Annotated in this window: 19 protein-coding genes; 17 read left to right on the plus strand and 2 right to left on the minus strand. The window is 55.9% G+C overall.

From position 1 onward, the window contains the following. Window positions 1-38: 38 nt before the first annotated feature. A complete protein-coding gene (gene suhB, locus F3J29_RS00385; RefSeq protein ID WP_166862141.1) occupies window positions 39-845 on the minus strand; it encodes an inositol-1-monophosphatase in 807 nt (268 codons plus the stop codon). A 119-nt stretch (window positions 846-964) separates the two neighbouring features. Here suhB and trmJ point away from each other — a divergent pair, with 119 nt between their 5' ends. The 11 genes from trmJ (at window position 965) to sseB (ending at window position 9,849) form a co-directional block, all read left to right on the plus strand. Next, on the plus strand, window positions 965-1,699 hold the full coding sequence (trmJ, locus tag F3J29_RS00390; protein WP_166864828.1) for a tRNA (cytosine(32)/uridine(32)-2'-O)-methyltransferase TrmJ: 735 nt from the start codon (window positions 965-967) through the stop codon (window positions 1,697-1,699). Window positions 1,700-1,828: 129 nt separating this feature from the next. Then, window positions 1,829-2,317, plus strand: a complete 489-nt coding sequence (gene iscR / locus F3J29_RS00395; protein ID WP_008459430.1) for a Fe-S cluster assembly transcriptional regulator IscR — start codon at window positions 1,829-1,831, stop codon at window positions 2,315-2,317. Between the two features lie 115 nt (window positions 2,318-2,432). Beyond that, window positions 2,433-3,647 carry a cysteine desulfurase gene (iscS, locus tag F3J29_RS00400; RefSeq protein ID WP_039296161.1) on the plus strand — a complete coding sequence of 405 codons (1,215 nt, stop codon included), beginning with the start codon at window positions 2,433-2,435 and terminating at the stop codon, window positions 3,645-3,647. A gap of 42 nt (window positions 3,648-3,689) precedes the next feature. Further along, complete coding sequence (gene iscU, locus F3J29_RS00405) at window positions 3,690-4,076, plus strand: Fe-S cluster assembly scaffold IscU (protein ID WP_038479961.1); 387 nt, start codon at window positions 3,690-3,692, stop codon at window positions 4,074-4,076. A gap of 75 nt (window positions 4,077-4,151) precedes the next feature. Next, window positions 4,152-4,475 (plus strand): iron-sulfur cluster assembly protein IscA, encoded by a 324-nt coding sequence (gene iscA, locus F3J29_RS00410; RefSeq protein ID WP_039296157.1) that lies wholly within the window; start codon window positions 4,152-4,154, stop codon window positions 4,473-4,475. Window positions 4,476-4,559: 84 nt separating this feature from the next. Continuing rightward, window positions 4,560-5,075, plus strand: a complete 516-nt coding sequence (gene hscB / locus F3J29_RS00415; RefSeq protein ID WP_166862143.1) for a co-chaperone HscB — start codon at window positions 4,560-4,562, stop codon at window positions 5,073-5,075. 35 nt (window positions 5,076-5,110) lie between these two features. Next, complete coding sequence (hscA, locus tag F3J29_RS00420) at window positions 5,111-6,961, plus strand: Fe-S protein assembly chaperone HscA (RefSeq protein WP_166862145.1); 1,851 nt, start codon at window positions 5,111-5,113, stop codon at window positions 6,959-6,961. 1 nt (window position 6,962) lies between these two features. Next, window positions 6,963-7,298 carry an ISC system 2Fe-2S type ferredoxin gene (gene fdx, locus F3J29_RS00425; RefSeq protein ID WP_008459424.1) on the plus strand — a complete coding sequence of 112 codons (336 nt, stop codon included), beginning with the start codon at window positions 6,963-6,965 and terminating at the stop codon, window positions 7,296-7,298. Window positions 7,299-7,309: 11 nt separating this feature from the next. Next, a complete protein-coding gene (gene iscX / locus F3J29_RS00430) occupies window positions 7,310-7,510 on the plus strand; it encodes a Fe-S cluster assembly protein IscX (RefSeq protein ID WP_126355229.1) in 201 nt (66 codons plus the stop codon). Window positions 7,511-7,576: 66 nt separating this feature from the next. Then, window positions 7,577-8,863 carry an aminopeptidase PepB gene (gene pepB, locus F3J29_RS00435; protein WP_166862147.1) on the plus strand — a complete coding sequence of 429 codons (1,287 nt, stop codon included), beginning with the start codon at window positions 7,577-7,579 and terminating at the stop codon, window positions 8,861-8,863. Window positions 8,864-9,072: 209 nt separating this feature from the next. Further along, window positions 9,073-9,849, plus strand: a complete 777-nt coding sequence (sseB, locus tag F3J29_RS00440; RefSeq protein ID WP_039296146.1) for an enhanced serine sensitivity protein SseB — start codon at window positions 9,073-9,075, stop codon at window positions 9,847-9,849. Window positions 9,850-9,900: 51 nt separating this feature from the next. Here sseB and sseA read toward each other — a convergent pair whose 3' ends face one another. Further along, on the minus strand, window positions 9,901-10,749 hold the full coding sequence (sseA, locus tag F3J29_RS00445; RefSeq protein WP_166862149.1) for a 3-mercaptopyruvate sulfurtransferase: 849 nt from the start codon (window positions 10,747-10,749) through the stop codon (window positions 9,901-9,903). A 239-nt stretch (window positions 10,750-10,988) separates the two neighbouring features. Here sseA and F3J29_RS00450 point away from each other — a divergent pair, with 239 nt between their 5' ends. From F3J29_RS00450 to ispG, 6 genes are all read left to right on the plus strand, one after another. Then, window positions 10,989-15,956, plus strand: a complete 4,968-nt coding sequence (locus F3J29_RS00450; RefSeq protein WP_166862151.1) for an alpha-2-macroglobulin family protein — start codon at window positions 10,989-10,991, stop codon at window positions 15,954-15,956. Window positions 15,957-15,967: 11 nt separating this feature from the next. Continuing rightward, window positions 15,968-18,295, plus strand: coding sequence for a peptidoglycan glycosyltransferase PbpC (pbpC, locus tag F3J29_RS00455; protein WP_166862153.1), 2,328 nt, complete (start codon window positions 15,968-15,970; stop codon window positions 18,293-18,295). A 168-nt stretch (window positions 18,296-18,463) separates the two neighbouring features. Next, on the plus strand, window positions 18,464-18,895 hold the full coding sequence (gene ndk, locus F3J29_RS00460; RefSeq protein ID WP_039296136.1) for a nucleoside-diphosphate kinase: 432 nt from the start codon (window positions 18,464-18,466) through the stop codon (window positions 18,893-18,895). Window positions 18,896-19,193: 298 nt separating this feature from the next. Beyond that, window positions 19,194-20,357 carry a dual-specificity RNA methyltransferase RlmN gene (gene rlmN / locus F3J29_RS00465; protein WP_166862155.1) on the plus strand — a complete coding sequence of 388 codons (1,164 nt, stop codon included), beginning with the start codon at window positions 19,194-19,196 and terminating at the stop codon, window positions 20,355-20,357. A 422-nt stretch (window positions 20,358-20,779) separates the two neighbouring features. Beyond that, on the plus strand, window positions 20,780-21,772 hold the full coding sequence (rodZ, locus tag F3J29_RS00470) for a cytoskeleton protein RodZ (RefSeq protein ID WP_166862157.1): 993 nt from the start codon (window positions 20,780-20,782) through the stop codon (window positions 21,770-21,772). 38 nt (window positions 21,773-21,810) lie between these two features. Continuing rightward, window positions 21,811-22,932: a flavodoxin-dependent (E)-4-hydroxy-3-methylbut-2-enyl-diphosphate synthase gene (gene ispG, locus F3J29_RS00475; RefSeq protein ID WP_166862159.1), complete on the plus strand. Its 1,122-nt coding sequence runs from the start codon at window positions 21,811-21,813 to the stop codon at window positions 22,930-22,932. Window positions 22,933-23,019: the final 87 nt, after the last annotated feature.

Consider the following 23,019-nt stretch of genomic DNA (forward strand, 5'->3'; position numbering starts at 1 on the left):
TGTTTTTGCCTCTATTTATTAAGAAGAGGCAAAAAAGCTTAGCGCTTCAGCGCTTCGCTCAGTTCATCACGCATGGTCGCCAGCATGGCTTTCACGACGCGTGGGTTACCGGCCACGATGTTACCGGTGGTCAGGTAGTTATGGCCGCCGGTGAAATCACACACGATGCTGCCGGATTCACGAGCCAGCAGTTCACCTGCGGCGAAATCCCATGGCTTCAGGCCAATTTCGAAGAAACCGTCCACGCGGCCAGCGGCAACGTAGGCCAGGTCCAGCGCAGCGGAACCGGTGCGGCGGAAGTCTGCGCACTGGGTGAACAGTTTGCCAACGATGTTGATGTAAGGGGTAGCGTGCTGTTTCACTTTGAATGGGAAACCGGTCGCCAGAACGGTGCCGTCCAGGTCGCGAGCGTTGCTGCCGCGCAGGCGGTAGCCGTTAAGCTGGGCGCCCTGGCCGCGAGTCGCGGTGAACAGTTCGTTACGCATTGGATCGTAAACAACGGCAACTTCAGTGCGGCCTTTGATACGAACAGCGATAGATACGGAGAAATGCGGCAGACGTTTGATGAAGTTGGTGGTGCCATCCAGCGGATCGATAACCCATTGCACATCCTGATCTTCGCCTGCATGTTCACCGCTTTCTTCGGTGATGATGGTGTGCTGCGGGTAAGATTTGCGGATTGTTTCGATAATAATCGCTTCTGCGGCTTTATCGACGTTGGTCACAAAGTCATTGCTGCCTTTCTGACTGCTTTCTACGGAGTCTGGAGTTTCGTAGTGTTTGGCAATTACATTACCCGCCTTGCGCGCAGCACGCACGGCGATGGTCAACATAGGATGTTGCATCGGTCTCTCTCGCTGGATGTTAAAGAACGGAAATCGCGGCGGAGTATAGCAGAGCGTTCGGAATATGTCTCAGGGATATGATAAGATATTGCGATATTCTTCCCAGGCTGTGAATGATAATGCTGCAAAACGTACGAATCGTGCTGGTCGAAACCTCGCATACCGGCAACATGGGCTCCGTGGCTCGTGCTATGAAAACCATGGGCTTAACTAACCTGTGGCTGGTCAATCCGCTGGTCAAACCGGACTCCCAGGCCATCGCCCTGGCGGCCGGTGCCAGCGATGTCATTGGCGATGCTCAGATCGTCGATACGCTTGATGAAGCGCTGGCAGGATGCAGCCTGGTGGTCGGCACCAGCGCGCGCTCCCGTACGCTGCCATGGCCGATGCTTGATCCGCGCGAATGCGGTTTAAAAAGCATTAGCGAAGCGCAGCACGCTCCGGTGGCAATTGTGTTTGGCCGCGAACGCGTAGGCTTAACCAACGAAGAGCTGCAAAAGTGCCATTATCACGTTGCCATTCAGGCGAACCCGGAATACAGCTCCCTTAACCTGGCCATGGCGGTGCAGATCCTCGCCTATGAAGTGCGTATTGCCTGGCTCGCCACGCAAGATCAGCCGGAAGCGCCCAAAGAAGAAGACGCGCCTTATCCGCTGGTGGATGACCTGGAGCGCTTCTACGTGCATCTCGAAAAAGCGCTGCAGGAAAGCGGCTTTATTCGCCCAACCCATCCGGGCCAGGTGATGAGCCGACTGCGCCGTCTATTTACCCGCGCACGCCCGGAAAGTCAGGAATTAAACATCCTGCGCGGCATGCTGGCATCGCTGGAAAACCCCAAAAAATCGGGCCAATAATACTTGAGTAAAATGGTAGGTTAAATAGTTGACCATTTTACTCAGGAATGTCAGACTTGCGTCCTGCTATGTGACAATCACACTTTTAAAAACCCCCGGCTCGAGGGGCTATTTGAGGTTAAGTAAGACATGAGACTGACATCAAAAGGGCGCTATGCCGTAACCGCGATGCTTGACGTTGCGCTGAACTCTGAATCGGGCCCGGTTCCGTTGGCTGATATTTCTGAACGTCAGGGAATTTCACTCTCCTATCTGGAGCAGCTGTTCTCCCGCCTGCGTAAAAATGGCCTGGTGGCCAGCGTGCGCGGTCCTGGCGGTGGTTATCTGTTAGGTAAAGACGCGAGCAGCATCGCCGTAGGTGAAGTGATCAGCGCCGTTGATGAGTCCGTAGACGCCACCCGTTGCCAGGGCAAAGGCGGCTGTCAGGGCGGCGATAAGTGCCTGACTCACGCGCTGTGGCGCGACCTGAGCGATCGCCTGACCGGCTTCCTGAACAACATCACCCTCGGTGAACTGGTAAACAACCAGGAAGTGCTGGACGTGTCCGATCGTCAACATAGTGAAAATCATCGCAGCACCCGTTCTCAAGACGCTATTGACGTCAAACTGCGCGCATAAGCAGAAGAACAAGAATTTTAGAATCAGGTTGAGGGAGCGGTGCTCCCTGTCTATAACGGCAACATATTTTAAGCCTGATTCTTCGCATTGAAGTGATGTACGGAGCTTAAGAGCAATGAAATTACCGATTTACCTCGACTACTCCGCAACCACGCCGGTAGACCCGCGTGTTGCTGAGAAGATGATGCAGTTTTTAACGATGGACGGCACCTTCGGTAACCCGGCCTCTCGTTCCCACCGTTTTGGCTGGCAGGCTGAAGAAGCCGTTGATATTGCCCGTAACCAAATCGCTGAACTGGTTGGCGCAGACCCGCGTGAGATCGTCTTCACCTCCGGCGCAACCGAGTCAGACAACCTGGCCATCAAAGGTGCGGCTAACTTCTATCAGAAGAAAGGCAAGCACATCATCACCGCCAAAACCGAACACAAAGCCGTGCTGGACACCTGTCGCCAGCTCGAGCGTGAAGGGTTTGAAGTGACTTATCTGGCGCCGCAGAGCAACGGTATCGTTGACCTGAAGCAGCTGGAAGCGGCTATGCGTGAAGACACGATTCTGGTGTCCATCATGCACGTTAACAACGAAATCGGCGTGGTGCAGGATATCGCGGCTATCGGCGAAATGTGCCGTTCCCGTGGCATTATCTTCCACGTTGATGCTACCCAGAGCGTGGGCAAATTGCCTATCGACCTGAGCCAGCTGAAAGTTGACCTGATGTCCTTCTCTGGCCACAAAATTTACGGGCCGAAAGGGATCGGTGCGCTATACGTACGTCGCAAACCGCGTATTCGCATCGAAGCTCAGGTTCACGGCGGTGGTCACGAGCGCGGCATGCGTTCCGGTACGCTGCCTGTGCATCAGATCGTCGGCATGGGCGAAGCTTACCGTATCGCAAAAGAAGAGATGGAGACCGAAATGGCCCGTCTGCGCACGCTGCGTAACCGTCTGTGGAACGGCGTGAAAGATATGGAAGAAGTTTACCTGAACGGTGACCTGGAGCACGGCGCGCCAAACATCCTCAACGTCAGCTTTAACTACGTTGAAGGCGAGTCGCTGATCATGGCGCTGAAAGACCTCGCGGTCTCTTCGGGCTCAGCCTGTACTTCCGCTAGCCTCGAGCCATCCTACGTGCTGCGCGCGCTGGGGATGAGCGATGAACTGGCACACAGCTCTATCCGTTTCTCTCTGGGTCGTTTTACCACTGAAGAAGAGATCGATTACACCATCGAGCTGGTACGTAAATCCATTGGCCGTCTGCGCGACCTTTCTCCGCTGTGGGAAATGTTCAAACAGGGCGTGGATCTTAATTCCATCGAATGGGCTCATCACTGATCGTTCGTCAGGACGTCGATTTCAGATTCTGGAGAAGTAAAAATGGCTTACAGCGAAAAAGTAATTGATCACTACGAAAACCCACGCAACGTTGGCTCTTTCGACAATAGCGACGACAGCGTAGGTTCCGGCATGGTGGGTGCACCGGCCTGTGGCGACGTGATGAAGTTGCAGATCAAAGTCAACAATGAAGGTATCATTGAAGACGCGCGTTTCAAAACCTACGGCTGCGGCTCGGCGATTGCGTCCAGCTCGCTGGTGACCGAGTGGGTGAAGGGCAAGTCCCTGGACGAAGCGCAGGCGATCAAAAACACCGACATTGCAGACGAACTCGAACTGCCGCCGGTGAAAATTCACTGCTCAATCCTGGCTGAAGACGCTATCAAAGCGGCTATCGCGGATTACAAAAGCAAACGTGAAACAAAATAACTCTAACGCATTCGAGCTTGCTGCCCGGCAGCGGCTCGAAGTATGACGAGTTAAAATTTTTATTGAGGTTGTTGTATGTCGATTACCCTTAGCGACAGCGCTGCTGCCCGTGTAAGTGCCTTCCTGACCAACCGCGGTAAAGGGTTTGGTCTGCGTCTGGGCGTACGCACTTCAGGCTGCTCTGGGATGGCTTATGTTCTCGAATTTGTTGATGAACCGATGGCGGATGACACCGTGTTCGAGGACAAAGGCGTGAAGGTGGTTGTCGATGGTAAAAGCCTGCAATTCTTAAACGGGACCGAGCTCGACTTCGTCAAAGAAGGCCTTAACGAAGGGTTTAAGTTCACTAACCCGAACGTGAAGGATGAGTGTGGCTGCGGCGAAAGCTTCCACGTCTGATCCCACGCAATTCCCCACTGACTCTGGTCCGTGGGGATTTTGCTTTACCACACAGCACTTACCTGACCTGAACCCGAGTCTGTTATGGATTATTTTACCCTGTTTGGGCTGACGCCAGGCTATACCCTGAACACCGAGCAACTGGCCAGCCGTTACCAGGAGCTGCAGCGCCAGTTCCACCCGGACAAATACGCCAGCCGCCCCCAGGCAGAACAGCTTCTGGCCGTGAGCCAATCCGCCACCATCAACCAGGCCTGGCAGACGTTGCGTCACCCGCTTGCCCGCGCCGAATACATCCTGTCCTTGAATGGTTTCGACCTCGCGAATGAACAGCACACCGTGCGCGACACTGCGTTCCTGATGGAACAGCTGGAGCTGCGCGAAGAGCTGGACGATATCGAACAGGCGAAAGACAGCGATAAGCTTGAAAGCTTTGCCTCGCGCGTAAAAACGATGGTGAAAAACCGCAGCGCGCAGATGGTAAAGCAGCTGGATGACCAGCAGTGGGAACAGGCCGCGGACACTGTGCGCAAGCTGCGTTTCCTCGACAAATTACAGAGCCAAATTGAACAACTAGAAGAAAAGCTGCTCGACTTTTAACGCCTGAACTCAGGCCCGATTTTTGGAAGCGATACATGGCCTTATTACAAATTAGTGAGCCTGGCATGATGGCAGCGCCGCACCAGCGCAGGCTGGCTGCGGGCATCGACCTTGGCACCACCAACTCGCTGGTGGCTACCGTTCGCAGCGGCCAGGCCGAAACTCTTGCCGACCATGAAGGTCGTCACCTGCTGCCTTCCGTGGTGCATTACCAGCCGCAGGGGCATCTGGTTGGCTTCGAGGCACGCGCGCTTGCCGCGCAGGATCCCGCGAATACCATTAGCTCGGTAAAACGTATGATGGGCCGCTCTCTGGCGGACATCCAGACGCGTTATCCTCATCTTCCGTATCGCCTTCAGGCCAGTGAAAATGGCCTGCCGATGATTGAAACGCCTGCCGGTTTACTTAACCCGGTGCGTATCTCTGCTGACATCCTGAAATCTCTCTCCGCGCGAGCCAGCGAAACTCTGGAAGGGGAACTGGATGGCGTGGTGATTACGGTGCCTGCTTATTTTGACGACGCGCAGCGCCAGGGCACCAAAGACGCTGCTCGCCTTGCCGGGCTGCACGTTCTTCGTTTGCTGAACGAACCCACTGCCGCGGCGATTGCCTACGGCCTGGATTCTGGTAAAGAAGGCGTTATTGCCGTTTATGATTTGGGCGGCGGGACGTTTGATATTTCCATCCTGCGCCTGAGCCGTGGTGTGTTTGAAGTGCTGGCCACCGGCGGTGATTCCGCGCTGGGAGGCGATGACTTCGACCATCTGCTGGCCGACTGGCTGCGTGAGCAGGCCGGGGTTGCCGACCGTAGCGATGACCGCGTACAGCGTCAGCTTCTGGACGCCGCCATCGCCGCCAAAATCGCACTGAGCGATGCTACTACCGCCAGTGTAGAAGTGGCCGGCTGGCAGGGCGAAGTCACCCGCGAGCAGTTCAACGAGCTTATCTCTTCCTTGGTGAAACGGACGCTGCTGTCCTGTCGTCGCGCGTTAAAAGACGCGGGCGTGGAAGCAGAAGACGTGCTGGAAGTGGTGATGGTCGGCGGCTCAACCCGCGTACCGTTGGTGCGTGAGCGCGTAGGTGAGTTCTTTGGCCGCACGCCGTTGACCTCTATCGATCCGGATAAAGTTGTTGCCATCGGCGCAGCCATTCAGGCCGATATTCTGGTGGGCAACAAGCCGGACAGCGAAATGCTGCTGCTGGATGTGATTCCGCTGTCCCTTGGCCTGGAAACGATGGGCGGCCTGGTCGAGAAGGTTATCCCGCGTAACACCACTATCCCGGTGGCGCGCGCACAGGAATTCACCACCTTCAAAGATGGCCAGACAGCGATGGCTATCCACGTGCTGCAGGGCGAGCGTGAGCTCGTCCAGGACTGCCGTTCATTGGCGCGTTTTACGCTGCGCGGGATCCCGGCAATGTCCGCGGGCGGGGCCCACATCCGCGTTACCTTCCAGGTGGATGCCGATGGCCTGCTGAGCGTGACGGCAATGGAAAAATCGACTGGCGTTGAGTCATCAATCCAGGTGAAACCGTCTTATGGCCTGAGCGATGGCGAAATTGCCAGTATGATTCAGGACTCCATGAGTTACGCCGAGCATGACGTGCAGGCACGCATGCTGGCCGAGCAAAAAGTCGAAGCTGCCCGCGTGCTGGAGAGTTTGACCAGCGCGTTGACGGCGGATGCCGCGCTGCTAAGCGCCGCAGAGCGTGCCGACATTGATGCCGCGATGGCCGCGTTAAGCGCTGCTGCCGCAGGCGAAGATGCCGACGCTATTCAAAATGAAATCAAAAACGTAGACAAGCAAACCCAGGAATTCGCCGCACGTCGTATGGATCAATCGATCCGTAAAGCGCTGACCGGCCATTCCGTGGACGAGGTTTAATATGCCAAAGATTGTTTTTCTGCCTCATCAGGACCTGTGTCCGGATGGCGCAGTTCTGGAAGCGAAGCAAGGTGAAACCATTCTCGACGTTGCGCTGCGCAACGGCATTGAGATTGAACACGCCTGTGAGAAGTCCTGCGCCTGCACCACCTGCCACTGCGTAGTGCGTGAAGGTTTTGATTCCCTCGCGGAAAGCACCGAAGACGAAGACGACATGCTGGATAAAGCATGGGGTCTGGAGCCGGAAAGCCGCCTGAGCTGCCAGGCTCGCGTCAGCGATGAAGACCTGGTGGTTGAGATGCCGCGGTACACCATTAACCACGCACGCGAACACTAACGGGAGCCGCCATGGGACTGAAGTGGACCGACAGCCGCGAAATCGGCGAGGCGCTGTACGACAGCCGTCCGGATCTCGATCCTAAGACGGTGCGCTTCACCGATATGCACCAGTGGATCTGCGACCTGGAAGAGTTTGATGACGATCCAAACGCTTCTAACGAGAAAGTACTGGAAGCGATTTTACTTGTCTGGTTAGATGAAGCTGAATGATACACGGGCTGCCTTGGGCGGCCCGTTTTTGCATTTTGCCTGTGCTGAATAATGAAGGATTGGAAAATGACTGAAGCCATGAAAATCACCCTTTCCACGCAGCCAGCGGACGCACGCTGGGGCGAAAAGGCGACGTATAGCATTAACAATGACGGCATTACCCTACACCTGACCGGCAAAGACTGCCTCGGTCTGATCCAGCGCGCGGCGCGCAAAATTGACGGCCAGGGGCTGAAGCACGTCCAGCTGGCTGGTGAAGGCTGGGACGTTGAGAAAAGCTGGGCTTTCTGGCAGGGCTATCGAGCCCCAAAAGGTACCCGCAAAATTGACTGGGCGGTGCTGAGTGAAACCGAGCAGAAAGAGCTGGATAACCGCCTGAAAGTGATCGACTGGGTTCGCCATACCATCAACACCCCGGCTGAAGAGCTTGGCCCGGAGCAGCTTGCTTCCCGCGCGGTAGATCTGCTGTGCGATGTTGCATGCGATCACGTTTCTTACCGCATCACCAAGGGCGAAGATCTGCGTGAGCAGAACTATGCCGGCATTCACACCGTTGGCCGTGGCTCAGACCGCGCGCCTGTGCTGCTGGCGCTGGACTACAACCCAACCGGCAATCCGGATGCACCGGTTTATGCAAGCCTGGTCGGGAAGGGCATTACCTTTGACTCCGGCGGCTACAGCATCAAGCAGACCGCGTTTATGGATTCCATGAAATCCGATATGGGTGGTGCCGCGACGATCACTGGCGCACTGGCTCTGGCTATTACCCGTGGCCTGAACAAGCGCGTTAAGCTGTTCCTGTGCTGTGCGGATAACATGATCAGCGGCAACGCGATGAAGCTGGGTGACATCATCAGCTACCGCAACGGCAAAACCGTTGAAGTGATGAACACCGATGCCGAAGGGCGACTTGTGCTGGCCGATGGCCTGATTGACGCCGCCGCACAGAAGCCAGAACTGATCATCGACTGCGCGACCCTGACCGGGGCAGCAAAAACGGCCCTGGGTAACGACTACCATGCGCTGTTCAGCTTCGATGACAAGCTGGCGGCCCGCCTGCTGGCAAGCGCGGCGGAAGAGAACGAGCCGTTCTGGCGCCTGCCGCTGGCTGAATTCCACCGCAGCCAGCTGCCGTCTAACTTCGCTGAGCTGAACAATACCGCAAACGCCTCTTACCCTGCGGGTGCGAGCACGGCGGCAGGTTTCCTGTCTCACTTTGTGGAAAACTACCACGAAGGCTGGCTGCACGTTGACTGTTCTGCGACCTACCGTAAAGGTGCCGTTGAGCAGTGGTCTGCCGGTGCGACCGGTCTCGGCGTGCGTGCGATCGCCAATCTGCTGTTAGCGAAGTAATACTGCCCCTCACCCCGGCCCTCTCCCCATAGGGGAGAGGGAGAAAAAAGTTCGGGGGGAGTTAACACCAACAGTCTCTCTGGAAGGGGAGACACTTTGAGTGGTTCTCCTTTCCCTTTCAGGAAGAGATACTCAGAACTGTTTCCTCTCCCTTTCAGGGAGAGGGTTAGGGTGAGGGTAAACCTCTTAAGCGTTATCCCGGAATCACAATGTCAGAAACAAAAAACGAACTAGAAACCCTGCTTGAGCAGGCGGCAACCGAGCCGGCGCATCGCCCGGCATTTTTCCGTACCCTGCTGGAATCCACCGTTTGGGTGCCGGGCAATGCGGCAGAAGGTGAAGCGATTGACGCCGATAGCGCGGTTGAACTGCAGCACTGGGAAAAAGAAGACGGCACTTCGGTGATCCCTTTCTTCACCTCCCTGGAAGCTTTGCAGGAAGCGGTCAGTCACGAGCAGGCGTTTGTGGTAATGCCCGTGCGCACTTTATTTGAAATGACGCTGGGTGAAGCGCTGTTCCTCAACGCCAAACTGCCGACAGGCAAAGAATTTACGCCAAATGAAATCAGCCATCTGGTCAGCGCGGAAAGCGATCCACTGAGCCAGCAGGAAGTGCTGGAGGGCGGTACTTCACTGCTGCTTTCCGAAGTCGCTGAACCGCCAGCGCAAATGGTTGATTCTCTGACCACGTTGTTTAAAAACCTGAAAACGGTCAAGCGTGCGTTCATCTGCTCCATCAAAGAACAGGCGGACGAGGAGCCAAATCTGCTGATTGGCATTGAGGCCGACGGCGACATCGAGGCGATTATTCGCCAGGCCGGAAGTGTGGCTACCGATACGTTACCGGGCGATGAACCGGTTGATATCTGCCAGGTTGTTGAAGGCGAGAAGGGCATCAGCCACTTTATGATTGCCCACATCACGCCGTTTTATGAACGCCGCTGGGGCAGCTTCCTGCGCGACTTCAAACAAAACCGGATTATTTAACGGTTTGATGTCACAATTTTAAAGGGAGGCTTCGCGCCTCCCTTTTTGTATTTATTGTGCAGGCTCAACAGGCAGGTCCGGGCGAGCGCCCCATTCACTCCACGAACCATCGTAAAGCGACACGCCGTTTACGCCCAAAGTGGTCAGCGCCAGCACCACAACCGCGGCGGTAACGCCTGAACCACAGCTGGCAATGATTGGTCGCTCAAAGCTCACGCCCTGGCGTTCGAAGATCTCGCTCAGTTTGTCCGTGGTCTTCAGTTGACCATTTTCCACTAAATCTACCCACGGCACATTAAGTGCGCCTGGAATATGGCCGCGTTTCAGGCCCGGGCGTGGTTCATCGGCCAGCGCGTTGAATCGTGGAGCAGGGCGGGCATCCACAATTTGTGCAGTACCTTCGTGGCTGACCAGCAGCACGTCCGTCAGGCGTTTGATCACCAGCGGATCGAAGTTAACCTCGAACTCACCTTCCGGCAGCTCCGCATCCCCTTGCTCCAGCGGCAATGCTTCACGCTGCCACTCCGCCAGCCCACCGGCCAGAATGGACACTCTCTCGACGCCGAAGGTGCGCAGCATCCACCAGGCGCGAGGCGCGGAGAACAGGTTGCCTTCGTCGTAAACCACCAGATGTTTGTCACTGCTAACGCCAAGCTCGCGCATAGCCACGGCAAACGCTTCTGCACGTGGCATCATATGAGGAAGAGGGCTGGTGTGATCGGAGAGCGCTTCGATGTCGAAATAGGCCGCACCTGGCAGATGCCCGGCACGGTACTCCGCAGGCATATCGCGAAGTGCTTCCTGGCCTGCTGGTGCCATGCGGGCATCTAAAATCTGGATATCGTCATCGTTAATATGTTCTGCGAGCCAGTCGCTCGCGACGAAGAAAGAGGTGGACACAATGAGCCTCCGGTTCATCAAAGAAAAATGGATTGTCGGTGTTTTTCTATAACCCGGCAAGCGGCCTTGCCCGACACCGCGAGATACTTCGTAAAACTTAATGAATACTCCCGTAAATTTACTGCCGCCTGCGAGGCTTCGCGCAAGGCAGAGTATTCCGACTTTCGCTTTTCTGGCTAATCCGCATAATACTTGCTCTACGTAATGTTTGGCGGTCCTTATTGGCCAGGGATGAAAGAATGAATGCACTACGTTTGACGAGCCTTGCCGTACTGGTTTGCGGCCTGCTGGCGCTTTCCGGCTGTGACGATAAAAACAATCAGCAAACCGTTCAGCCCGCCGCCTCTGCAGCAGCGGAACAAAACAGTAAGGCTGAAACTAAACCGGATGCAGCTCAACTGGAAAAACTGGCTCAGCAGTCTGCGGGGAAGCCGCTGAAGCTGCTCGATGCCTCTGAAGTTCAGCTGGACGGTGCCAGTACGTTAGTGCTGACCTTCTCGATTCCGCTCGACCCCAATCAGGACTTCAATAAAGTTGCCCATCTGGTGGATAAAACCAGCGGCAAAGTGGACGGTGCCTGGGAGCTTTCCAGCGACCTAAAAGAACTTCGTCTGCGGCATCTGGAGCCCAAACGCACGCTGATTGTGACCGTAGACAGCGGGCTGCTCGCGCTCAATAAAGCGACGTTCGACGACAGCTTTGAAAAGCAAATTGCCACACGTGATATTCAGCCGAGCGTTGGCTTTGCCAGCCGGGGCTCCTTGCTGCCGACTAAAGTGATTGCGGGGTTGCCGGTGATGGCGCTTAACGTCGATAACGTTGACGTCAACTTTTACCGTATTAAAGACAGCTCGCTAAGCGCGTTTGTCAGCCAGTGGCAGTACCGTAACTCGGTTTCAAACTGGGAATCCGACAACCTGCTTAAGCTGGCCGACCTGGTTTACACGGGGCGTTTTGACCTCAATCCTGCCCGCAATACTCGCGAGAAGCTGATGCTGCCGCTCGGTGATATCAAGCCCCTGCAGCAGCCCGGCGTTTACCTCGCCATCATGAATCAGGCCGGGCATTACGCCTATAGCAATGCCGCAACGCTTTTCACGCTGAGCGATGTGGGTGTTTCGGTGCACCGCTACCATGACAGAATTGACGTCTTTACCCAAAGTCTGGAAAACGGCGCCGCGCAGTCGGGCGTAGAGATCGCGCTGCTGAACGAAAAAGGCCAAACGGTAGGGCAAACGAAAAGTGATAGTGACGGGCATGCCACGCTTGAGAAGCTGAACAAAGGCACGTTGCTGCTGGCACGCAATGGAGAGCAAACTACGCTGCTGGATCTCAGCCGCCCGGCGCTGGATCTGGCGGAGTTTGATATTGCCGGTGAGCAAGGCTACAGCAAACAGTTCTTCATGTTTGGCCCGCGAGATCTTTATCGTCCCGGAGAGCCCGTCATCGTGAATGCCCTGCTCAGGGATGGGGACGGCAAACCGCTCCCGCCGCAGCCGGTGAAGCTTGAGGTTGTAAAACCGGATGGCCAGGTTGCCCGCACCGAAGTGTGGCAGTCTGCCAACGGACTTTATCAATTTACATATCCTCTGAGTGAAAGCGCGGCAACCGGTAACTGGCAAATGCGGGTCAATACCGGGGATAACCAGCCGCGTATCTGGTCATTTAAAGTTGAAGACTTCATGCCGGAGCGTATGGCGCTGAATCTCACGGCGCAAAGTGCGCCGATAGCCCCTGAAGATACCGTCAATTTTGACGTTGCCGGGCGCTATCTCTACGGTGCGCCTGCCGCGGGTAACAGCCTTCAGGGGCAGCTCTTCCTGCGCCCTTTACGTGATGCCGTTGCAAAGCTGCCGGGGTTCCAGTTTGGCGACATCAATGAGCAAAACCTTGCCCGCAGCCTGGATGCCGTTGAGCTAACGCTCGATGAACAAGGGCATACGACCGTCAGCGCGGAAAGCCAGTGGGGGGACGTGCATTCTCCTCTGCGCCTTATTTTGCAGGCTAGCCTGCTGGAGTCCGGCGGCCGTCCGGTGACACGCCGCGTTGAGCAGGCTATCTGGCCCGCTCAGGCAATGCCTGGGATCCGCCCTCAATTTGCCAGTAAAGAGGTCTATGACTACCGGACTGACACTACCCGTACTCAGCCCATCGTCGATGAAGACAGCAGCGCGGGCTTTGACATTGTCTATGCAGATGCACAAGGGGAGAAGCTGGCGGTAAGCGACCTGGACGTGCGCCTGATTCGCGAACGCCGGGACTACTACTGGAGCTGGGACGAAGGTGAAGGCTGGCGGTCTCAGTACGATCAAAAAGATCTGGTGGAAGCCGAGCAGAAGTTGACGCTGGCTGCCGGAGAAACGGGCAAAGTTGCCTTCCCGGTAGAGTGGGGCTCTTACCGCCTGGAAGTACGCGATCCGGAGAATAACCTTGTCAGTAGCCTGCGCTTCTGGGCAGGTTATAGCTGGCAGGATAACAGCGACGGCACGGGAGCAGTGCGTCCGGACAGAGTGACGCTAAAAATAGATAAACCGTCTTACAAAGCTGGCGATACCATCAATCTGCATATTGCCGCGCCTGCAGCAGGTAAAGGCTATGCGCTGGTGGAATCCAGTGACGGGCCACTGTGGTGGAAAGAAATAGATGTTCCGGCAGACGGCATGGATCTTGCCATTCCGGTGGATAAGAGCTGGCAGCGGCACGATCTTTACTTAAGCACCGTAGTTATTCGTCCCGGAGACAAGGCGCGTTCCGCCACGCCTAAACGCGCGGTTGGGATCCTTCATCTACCGCTAGTGGACGAGAGCCGCCGCCTCGATCTGACGCTACAAAATCCAGCCAAAATGCGTCCGAACCAAAACCTCACGGTTAAGGTAAAGGCCAGCGTGAAAAATGGCGAAGTGCCGAAGCAGATTAACGTGCTGCTGTCCGTCGTGGACAGCGGCGTGCTTAATATCACCGATTACAAAACGCCGGATCCGTGGGACGCCTTCTTTGGACGCAAGCGCTATGGCGCAGACATCTACGACATTTACGGGCAGGTGATTGAAGGCGAGGGGCGACTGGCTGCGCTGCGCTTTGGCGGTGACGGCGATGAAGGCGATGAGCTAAGCCGCGGCGGTAAAAAGCCGGTGAATCATGTCACTATCATCGCTCAGCAGGCCCAACCGGTTGCGCTGGATGAAAACGGCGAAGGAACGGTAACGCTGCCGATTGGTGATTTCAACGGCGAGCTGCGGGTTATGGCACAGGCCTGGACCGACGATCGCTTTGGTAATAGCGAAGAAAAAGTCACGGTTGCCGCGCCGCTGGTGAGCGAACTGGCCGCGCCGAGGTTTATGGCGAGTGGCGATACCAGCCGCCTCGCGCTGGATCTCACTAACCTGACGGACAGGCCCCAGCAGCTTAGCGTGGTACTCAGCGCTCAGGGGCTGTTAGCGCTCAATGGTGCGTCGACGATGGACGTGAAGCTCGCTCCCGGTGCCCGCGGTACGCTGCTTATTCCCGTGCATGCCCTGGAAGGTTTTGGTGACGGTGAAATCAAAGCCGTGATTAACGGCCTCGCATTACCGGGCGAAACGCTGGCTGACCCGGTCAAACAGTGGAAAATCGGCGTTCGCCCTGCGTTTCCTGCACAGACGGTGAACAGCGGTGCCGTGGTTAAACCAGGAGAGACATGGACGCTTCCGCCTAAGCATCTGTCCGGGATTGCTGAATCAACCCTGGAAGGCCAGTTGCTGCTGAGCGGGCGCCCGCCACTGAACCTGGCGCGCTACATTCGCGAGCTAAAAGCCTATCCGTATGGCTGCCTTGAGCAAACGACCAGCGGCCTGTTCCCGTCTCTGTACACCAATGAAGCTGAACTGAATGCGTTGGGTATCAAAGGCATTACCGACCAACATCGCCGGGCTGCCATTGATGTAGGGATTGGTCGCCTGCTGGAAATGCAAAGCGACAATGGCGGATTCGGGCTGTGGGATAAGGCAGGGCCGGAAGAGTACTGGCTGACGGCCTATGTCACGGACTTCCTGGTGCGAGCCGGTGAGCAGGGATACAGCGTCAATGGGGATGCACTCAACAAGGCCAATCAGCGCCTGCTGCGCTATCTGCAGGATCCTGGTTTAATTGCCTTACGCTACAGCGACGATGCTCCGGCCAGCCGCTTTGCGGTACAGGCTTATGCCGGGTTGGTGCTGGCTCGTCAGCAAAAAGCGCCCCTTGGGGTATTGCGCGAGCTTTGGCTGCGCCACGATCAGGCGCGTGCCGGGCTGCCGCTCGTGCAGCTGGGCATCGCGCTGAAGCTCATGGGGGATGAACCTCGCAGCCAACAGGCGATTGCTTTGGGGCTGAAAACTCAGCGCAGCGATAAACAGATCTGGATGGCGGATTACGGCAGCGAGCTGCGGGATAAGGCGATGATGCTGAGCCTGCTGGAAGAGAACAAGCTGCTTCCTGACACCCAGAATCAGCTGCTGCTTGAGCTGTCTGACATGGCCTGGAGCCAGCGCTGGTTATCCACTCAGGAAACCAACGCGTTGTTCATTGCTGGCCACGGTCTGCAAAACGTGAAAGGCGACTGGCAGGCACAGACTTCGCTGGATGTACAGCCACTGGCATCAAGCCAGTCGGTAACGCGCAATCTTAGCGCGCAGCAGCTTTCTGGCCTGCAGGTCACTAACAGCGGGATGGCCAGCCTCTATTTACGGCTTGATAGCGCGGGATATCCGCAGCAGGCACCGGCGGCCTATAGCAATGTGTTGCATATTGAACGTCACTTCCTTGATGCGAAAGGTAACACCCGGCCGCTGTCTTCGCTGAAAAGCGGTGAGCTGGTGATGGTCTGGCTGGACGTTTGGGCAGACAAAAACGTGCCGGATGCGCTGGTTGTCGATTTACTGCCGGCCGGGCTCGAACTGGAAAACCAGAATCTGGCGAACAGCAGCGCGAGCCTGAGCGACAGCGCGAGTGAAGTGCAGGCATTGTTGAACCAAATGCAGCAGCAGGACATACAGCATATGGAGTTCAGGGACGATCGCTTTGTGGCCGCGCTGCCGCTGAATGAGGGCCAGCATGCAACCCTTATCTATCTGGCTCGAGCCGTTACGCCGGGAATCTACACCGTGCCTGTCCCGCAGGTGGAATCCATGTACGTCCCTCAGTGGCGCGCAACCGGTAGCAGTACCGGCACGTTGACCGTTGTGCCGTAAGCAGAACGTCGGTGCTTAACGGATCAAGACTACGCTGGCGGCGGCGCTATCTCTGGTTGATAGCACCGCTGCTGGTTGCCTCTTTTGTTTGGCTGGCGGATAAGCTCTGGCCTCTGCCTTTGCATGAGGTCAGCCCGGCTCGCGTAGTGGTCGCTGAAAACGGTACTCCTCTATGGCGCTTTGCGGATGCCGAAGGGATCTGGCGTTATCCCGTGGAGATGAATCAAGTTTCTTCTCGTTACCTTGAAGCGCTAGTAGGCTATGAGGATCGCTGGTTTTGGGATCATCCCGGCGTCAATCCGTTCTCGATCTTGCGTGCGGCCTGGCAGGATCTGCGCAATGGCGAAGTGATCTCTGGCGGCAGTACGCTGACGATGCAGGTTGCCCGCTTATTGGATCCCCATCCCCGCACTCTTGGCGGAAAAATACGCCAGGTCTGGCGCGCTTTTCAGCTCGAGTGGCATCTATCCAAAACGGAGATCCTGACGCTCTACCTTAATCGTGCTCCTTTTGGCGGCACACTACAGGGGATCGGCGCGGCAAGCTGGGCGTATCTTGGAAAAGCGCCTGAGCAGCTAAGTTATTCAGAAGCTGCGCTGTTGGCGGTACTTCCTCAGGCACCCAGCCGCCTGCGGCCCGATCGCTGGCCTGAACGAGCGCAACAGGCGCGGGATAAAGTATTGCGTCGCATGGCGGAACAGGGCGTGTGGTCGCAAAAGCAGGTTGATGAGGCTTTGCAGGAGCCTGTCTGGCTGGCACCTCGACAGATGCCGCAGCTGGCTCCGTTACTGTCGCGTGCGCTGGTAGCGAAAAGCAAGTCAACGCTGATTACGACCACGTTGAGTGCATCTCTCCAGCGCCAACTGGAAGAGCTGGCGCTGAACTGGAAATCACGTCTGCCGCCTCGCTCCTCGCTGGCCATGCTTGTAGTTGATCACACCACAATGCGGGTTCGCGCGTGGGTGGGATCGGCGGATATCAACGACGACAGCCGGTTTGGGCATGTTGATATGGTCACCGCCATTCGCTCGCCGGGGTCCGTGTTAAAACCGTTTGTTTACGGCATGGCGATGGATGACGGGCTGATTCATCCGGCGTCGTTGTTGCAGGACGTCCCGCGTCGGTTCGGCGATTATCGCCCTGGGAACTTCGACACCGGTTTTCACGGGCCGGTAAGCATGAGTGATGCCCTGGTGCGTTCGCTGAATTTACCTGCTGTTCAGGTGCTTGAGGCCTACGGGCCGAAGCGTTTTGCCGGGCAGATGGGCAACGTGGGGCTTAACCTTCGCTTCCCTCAGGGCAGTGAGCCCAACCTGTCGCTTATTCTTGGGGGCGGTGGCGTCAGGCTGGACCAGATAGTGGCAGCCTACAGCGCGTTTGCCCGCCATGGCAAAGCCGCTCACCTGCGGGTTTTGGAGAGTGATGTCTTGCGGGAACGCCCGCTGATGTCGCCGGGTGCGGCGTGGATTATCCGTCGCATTCTTGCCGGGGAAGCCCAGCCTCAGCCGGATGTTTCTCTACCGCCCATTGTGCCGCTGGCGTGGAAAACAGGGACCAGCTACGGTTACCGCGATGCCTGGGCCATAGGCATTAATTCGCGCTATCTGATTGGCATCTGGACCGGCAGGCCGGATAGCACGCCGGTGGCGGGGCAGTTTGGGTTAGGGAGTGCGGTACCGCTGCTTAATCAGGTGAATAATTTGCTGCAGGCTAATTCGCGCGTGCAGCAGCTCCATTTACCGACCGATCCCCGGCCCACTTCCGTTACTGCCGCAGAGATCTGCTGGCCTGGCGGCCAGGCATTGCCAGCCGGGGATGTGAACTGTCGTCGACGGCTGGCAACATGGCTTCTGGACGATGCTCAGCCGCCCACGCTGCTGGCACAGGGGCAAGAAGGCGCTCAGGGAACGCGCCAGCTTATTTGGGTGGATGCGCAGGGTAAGCGAGTGGCACCCGATTGTCCTGGAGCTCGCCAGGAGACAGTCGCTCTCTGGCCATTGCCCCTTGAACCCTGGCTACCACCGACTGAACGCCGTGCTGCTCGTTTGCCAGCTGTTTCAGCCAGTTGTCCACCGCTACAGAAAGAGAGTGCAACGCCGCTGCTGCTGCTCGGCGTGCGTGACGGCACTATTTTGAAACGCTTACCGGGGCAGATGCAGCTCCCGCTGCGGCTTTCCAGCCAGGGCGGGCAGGGCCAGCGGTGGTGGTTCATTAACGGAGAAAGCGAAGAGAGTAAAGGCGACGGGCTGGCCTTAATGCTCAATAAACCGGGCGACTATCAGGTCGTGGTGATGGATGATTCCGGGCAGGTTGCCAGCGCGACCTTTACCCTGCAGTGACGACAAAACGTGAAATTTCACCCGCTGCAGCAATAGTGTTGCCAAAACTAATCTTATTTTAAAAAAATGTTATCTCCATCCATAGGCAACGACAAACTTGCTCTTTATAATCTGCGCCAATTTCATAACCGGGTTTCCCGGACACACAGAACATCTACAGAGGTAATCATGGCTATTGAACGTACTTTTTCCATCATCAAACCAAACGCGGTGGCAAAAAACGTTATTGGTAACATTTATGCTCGTTTTGAATCTGCAGGGTTTAAAATCGTTGGCGCAAAAATGCTGCACCTGACCGTTGAGCAGGCTCGTGGTTTCTACGCTGAGCACGACGGTAAGCCGTTCTTCGACGGTCTGGTTGAGTTCATGACCTCCGGCCCAATCGTTGTTTCCGTGCTGGAAAGCGAAAACGCAGTACAGCGTCACCGCGACCTGCTGGGCGCAACTAACCCTGCTAACGCCCTGGCCGGTACACTGCGTGCAGACTACGCTGACAGCTTCACCGAAAACGGCACCCACGGTTCTGACTCCGTAGAATCCGCAGCTCGTGAAATCGCCTACTTCTTCGGCGAAGGGGAAGTGTGCCCACGCACACGCTAAAATATCCGTCATCCTTAGAGCCGCAGGGGTGTTAGCTGCAGGAACTCATCCCAGTCACTTACCTGAGTAAGCTCCTGGGGCTCATTCCCTTGCTGCCTACCTGCAACTCAAATGATTTTGGATATTCTCGACAAGAAAGCAGACATGATATTTTTTAATCGTTGTTCGCTTTCAGTCGTGGCATCTATGCCATAGAATTTGTACAATGCAACGCCCCCGGAAGAGCCTGCTCACCGGGGCGTTTCTTTTTCTAACCCTCCAGGGGCCATAACGTGTAACAACGAGGCCGGAAAACATTATGTCTGAAATGAACACGCCTGAAGCAACACCTGTTGTTGTTTCCAATAAAGCCGAAAAAATTAACCTGCTCGATCTTAACCGCCAGCAGCTGCGCGAATTTTTCGCCGAGCTGGGCGAGAAACCTTTCCGCGCGGATCAGGTCATGAAGTGGATGTATCACTACTGCAGTGATGACTTCGACGAAATGACGGACATCAACAAGGTCCTGCGTAATAAGCTGAAAGAGATCGCCGAGATTCGTGCACCGGAAGTTGCTGAAGAGCAGCGTTCTGCCGATGGCACCATCAAGTGGGCAATTAAGATTGCCGACCAGCTGGTTGAAACGGTGTATATCCCGGAAGAAGACCGCGCCACGCTCTGCGTTTCTTCCCAGGTTGGCTGTGCGCTGGAATGTAAATTCTGTTCAACCGCGCAGCAGGGCTTTAACCGTAACCTGCGTGTGTCTGAAATTATTGGTCAGGTCTGGCGCGCGGCGAAGATTATCGGTGCCCAGAAGAAAACAGGCGTGCGTCCTATCACCAACGTGGTGATGATGGGCATGGGCGAACCGCTGCTGAACCTGAACAACGTTGTTCCGGCGATGGAAATCATGCTCGACGACTTTGGTTTTGGCCTGTCCAAACGTCGCGTCACGCTTTCTACTTCTGGCGTGGTACCCGCGCTGGACAAGCTCGGGGATATGATTGATGTCGCGCTGGCTATCTCCCTGCACGCGCCGACCGATGATATCCGTGACGAAATCATGCCGATCAACAAAAAGTACAACATCGAAACCTTCCTGGCGGCCGTGCGTCGTTATCTGGAGAAATCCAACGCCAACCAGGGCCGCGTCACGGTGGAATACGTTCTGTTGGATCACGTCAATGATGGTACCGAACATGCGCATCAGCTGGCTGAATGCCTGAAAGATACGCCGTGCAAAATCAACCTGATTCCATGGAACCCGTTCCCGGGCGCACCATATGGCCGCAGCTCCAACAGCCGTATCGATCGCTTCTCTAAAGTACTGATGAGCTATGGTTTTACGACCATTGTTCGTAAGACTCGCGGCGACGATATTGACGCAGCATGTGGTCAGTTGGCCGGGGAAGTGATCGACCGCACCAAGCGCACTATGCGTAAACGTATGCAGGGCGAATCGATTGCCGTAAAAGCCGTTTGATTGTAGATGGCGACTTGCCGCGCTGGGCGAGAGTGCTCCGCGCGGTATAAAAAACGGGCAAAAGTGCATGAACAGTCAATAACGTGGCCTAATACATCATTCAGTATAATAATTACGGTGCGTTTCTGGCGGCTTTAAGGCAGTATGTAGCGTCGCAACAACAGTTTAGTTGTGCCCATTTCGTAAAGTTAACGGACAGCCTGCCAAAGGGTGACTATGGTTAACTAACCGGCGGGTCCGGTAGCCCGGTATAGTGCCAGCTAGCGCTAACAGCATGGCTGGTATCGGGTATTTTTACTGAAGGGTAGCCTTCGGGTATCAGATTTGTTTCGCGGTGCGAGTCAATCTGACGTAGCGGAGACGCTGCGGTACAGGACTTGTGCCAAATTCTTTAATTTGAACAGTACCAGCAGTTGTAGCTAATGAATACTGAAGCCACTAACGAATCAAATGCAGCACAAACCACAGGCCAGCGTTTACGTAATGCACGTGAGCAAATGGGGCTCAGCCAGCAGGCTGTGGCTGAACGCCTGTGCCTGAAAGTTTCCACCGTCAGGGATATCGAAGACGACAAGGCGCCTGCCGAGCTGGCGTCGACTTTCCTGCGTGGCTATATCCGCTCTTATGCGCGACTGGTTCATATTCCTGAAGAAGAGCTGTTGCCGATGATGGCTAAACAGGCGCCGATTAAGGCGGCCAAAGTTGAGCCGATGCAAAGCTTCTCTCTCGGGAAGCGTCGTAAAAAGCGCGACGGCTGGCTGATGAGCTTTACCTGGCTGATTCTGTTTGTGGTTATTGGCCTGACCGGCGCATGGTGGTGGCAAAATCACAAAGCGCAGCAGGAAGAACTGTCGACCATGGCCGATCAATCTTCTACCGAACTTTCAACCAGCGGCGGCCAATCTGTGCCGCTGAACACCGGCAGTGATGCGCCTGCCGATGCAGCATCTACGACATCAACGCCTGCGCAACCTGTTGAACTGCCTACGCCGGTGGAGAACACCGCTTCTTCTGCTCCAGCTCAGCAAACTGCTGCTGCAGATGCGGCTCAGCAACCTGCCGTTGTTGCCCCAAGCCAGGCTCCCGTTGATAACGCACAGGCTACGCCAGCGCCAACTGCCGGCCAACTGCCAACCGATCAGGCCGGTGTGAATCAGACTGCAGATGCCTCTCAAGGGCTGTCCATGCACTTTACCGCTGACTGCTGGCTGGAAGTCACCGATGCCAGCGGCAAAAAGCTGTTTAGCGGCCTGCAGCGCAAAGATGCGAAGCTCGATTTAGCGGGTAAAGCGCCTTATAAACTGAAAATTGGCGCTCCGTCAGCAGTACAGGTTCAATATCAGGGCAAACCTGTGGACCTGAGTCGTTTTATCAGAACTAACCAGGTTGCACGTCTCACTGTCGGTGCTGAATAATCAGCGCCAGTTCAGACGCGTAATTGTGGAGATTTACCATGCATAATGCCGCACCCATCCAACGTCGCAAATCCAAGCGGATCTACGTCGGTAATGTGCCAATCGGCGATGGTGCCCCTATCGCCGTTCAGTCGATGACTAATACGCGTACCACCGATGTGGAAGCCACGGTTAATCAAATCAAAGCATTAGAACGCGTGGGTGCCGACATCGTTCGCGTATCCGTGCCGACAATGGACGCCGCAGAGGCGTTTAAGCTTATTAAGCAGCAGGTCAACGTTCCGCTGGTCGCCGATATCCACTTCGATTACCGTATTGCGCTTAAAGTCGCGGAATACGGCGTTGATTGCCTGCGTATTAACCCCGGCAACATCGGCAACGAAGAGCGTATTCGCACGGTGGTTGACTGCGCGCGCGATAAAAACATTCCTATCCGTATTGGCGTGAATGCCGGCTCTCTGGAAAAAGATCTGCAGGAAAAATACGGTGAGCCTACGCCTCAGGCGCTGCTCGAATCCGCTATGCGCCACGTCGATCATTTGGATCGTCTCAACTTCGATCAATTTAAGGTGAGCGTAAAAGCATCGGACGTATTCCTGGCCGTTGAGTCTTATCGCCTGCTGGCAAAACAGATCGATCAGCCGCTGCACCTCGGGATCACCGAAGCGGGCGGCGCGCGTGCTGGCTCTGTAAAATCCGCTATCGGCCTCGGGCTGCTGCTTTCTGAAGGGATCGGCGACACGCTGCGCATTTCCCTGGCGGCAGATCCGGTGGAAGAGATCAAAGTGGGCTTCGACATCCTTAAGTCGCTGCGTATTCGCTCCCGTGGGATCAACTTTATCGCCTGCCCAACCTGTTCGCGTCAGGAGTTTGACGTTATCGGAACGGTAAACGCCCTGGAGCAGCGCCTGGAAGACATTATCACCCCGATGGACGTTTCCATTATCGGCTGCGTGGTGAATGGCCCAGGCGAAGCGCTGGTTTCCACGCTTGGGGTGACCGGCGGCAATAAGAAAAGTGGTTTCTACGAAGATGGCGTTCGCCAGCGAGATCGTATGGACAACGACGACATGATTGCGCAGCTTGAAGCGCGTATTCGTGCCAAAGCCAGCATGCTGGATGAAAAACAGCGTATTGATATCCAACAGCTGGAAAAATAATGCGAAGCATGGGAAGCACAGGGCTTCCCGTGTATGATTGAGCCCGCACGGCCATTTACCTGAGTAAGTGGCCTGATTTCGGGTTCA

This window comes from Enterobacter sp. Cy-643, from assembly GCF_011752815.1.
In the GTDB taxonomy this organism is placed as follows: Bacteria; Pseudomonadota; Gammaproteobacteria; order Enterobacterales; family Enterobacteriaceae; genus Cedecea.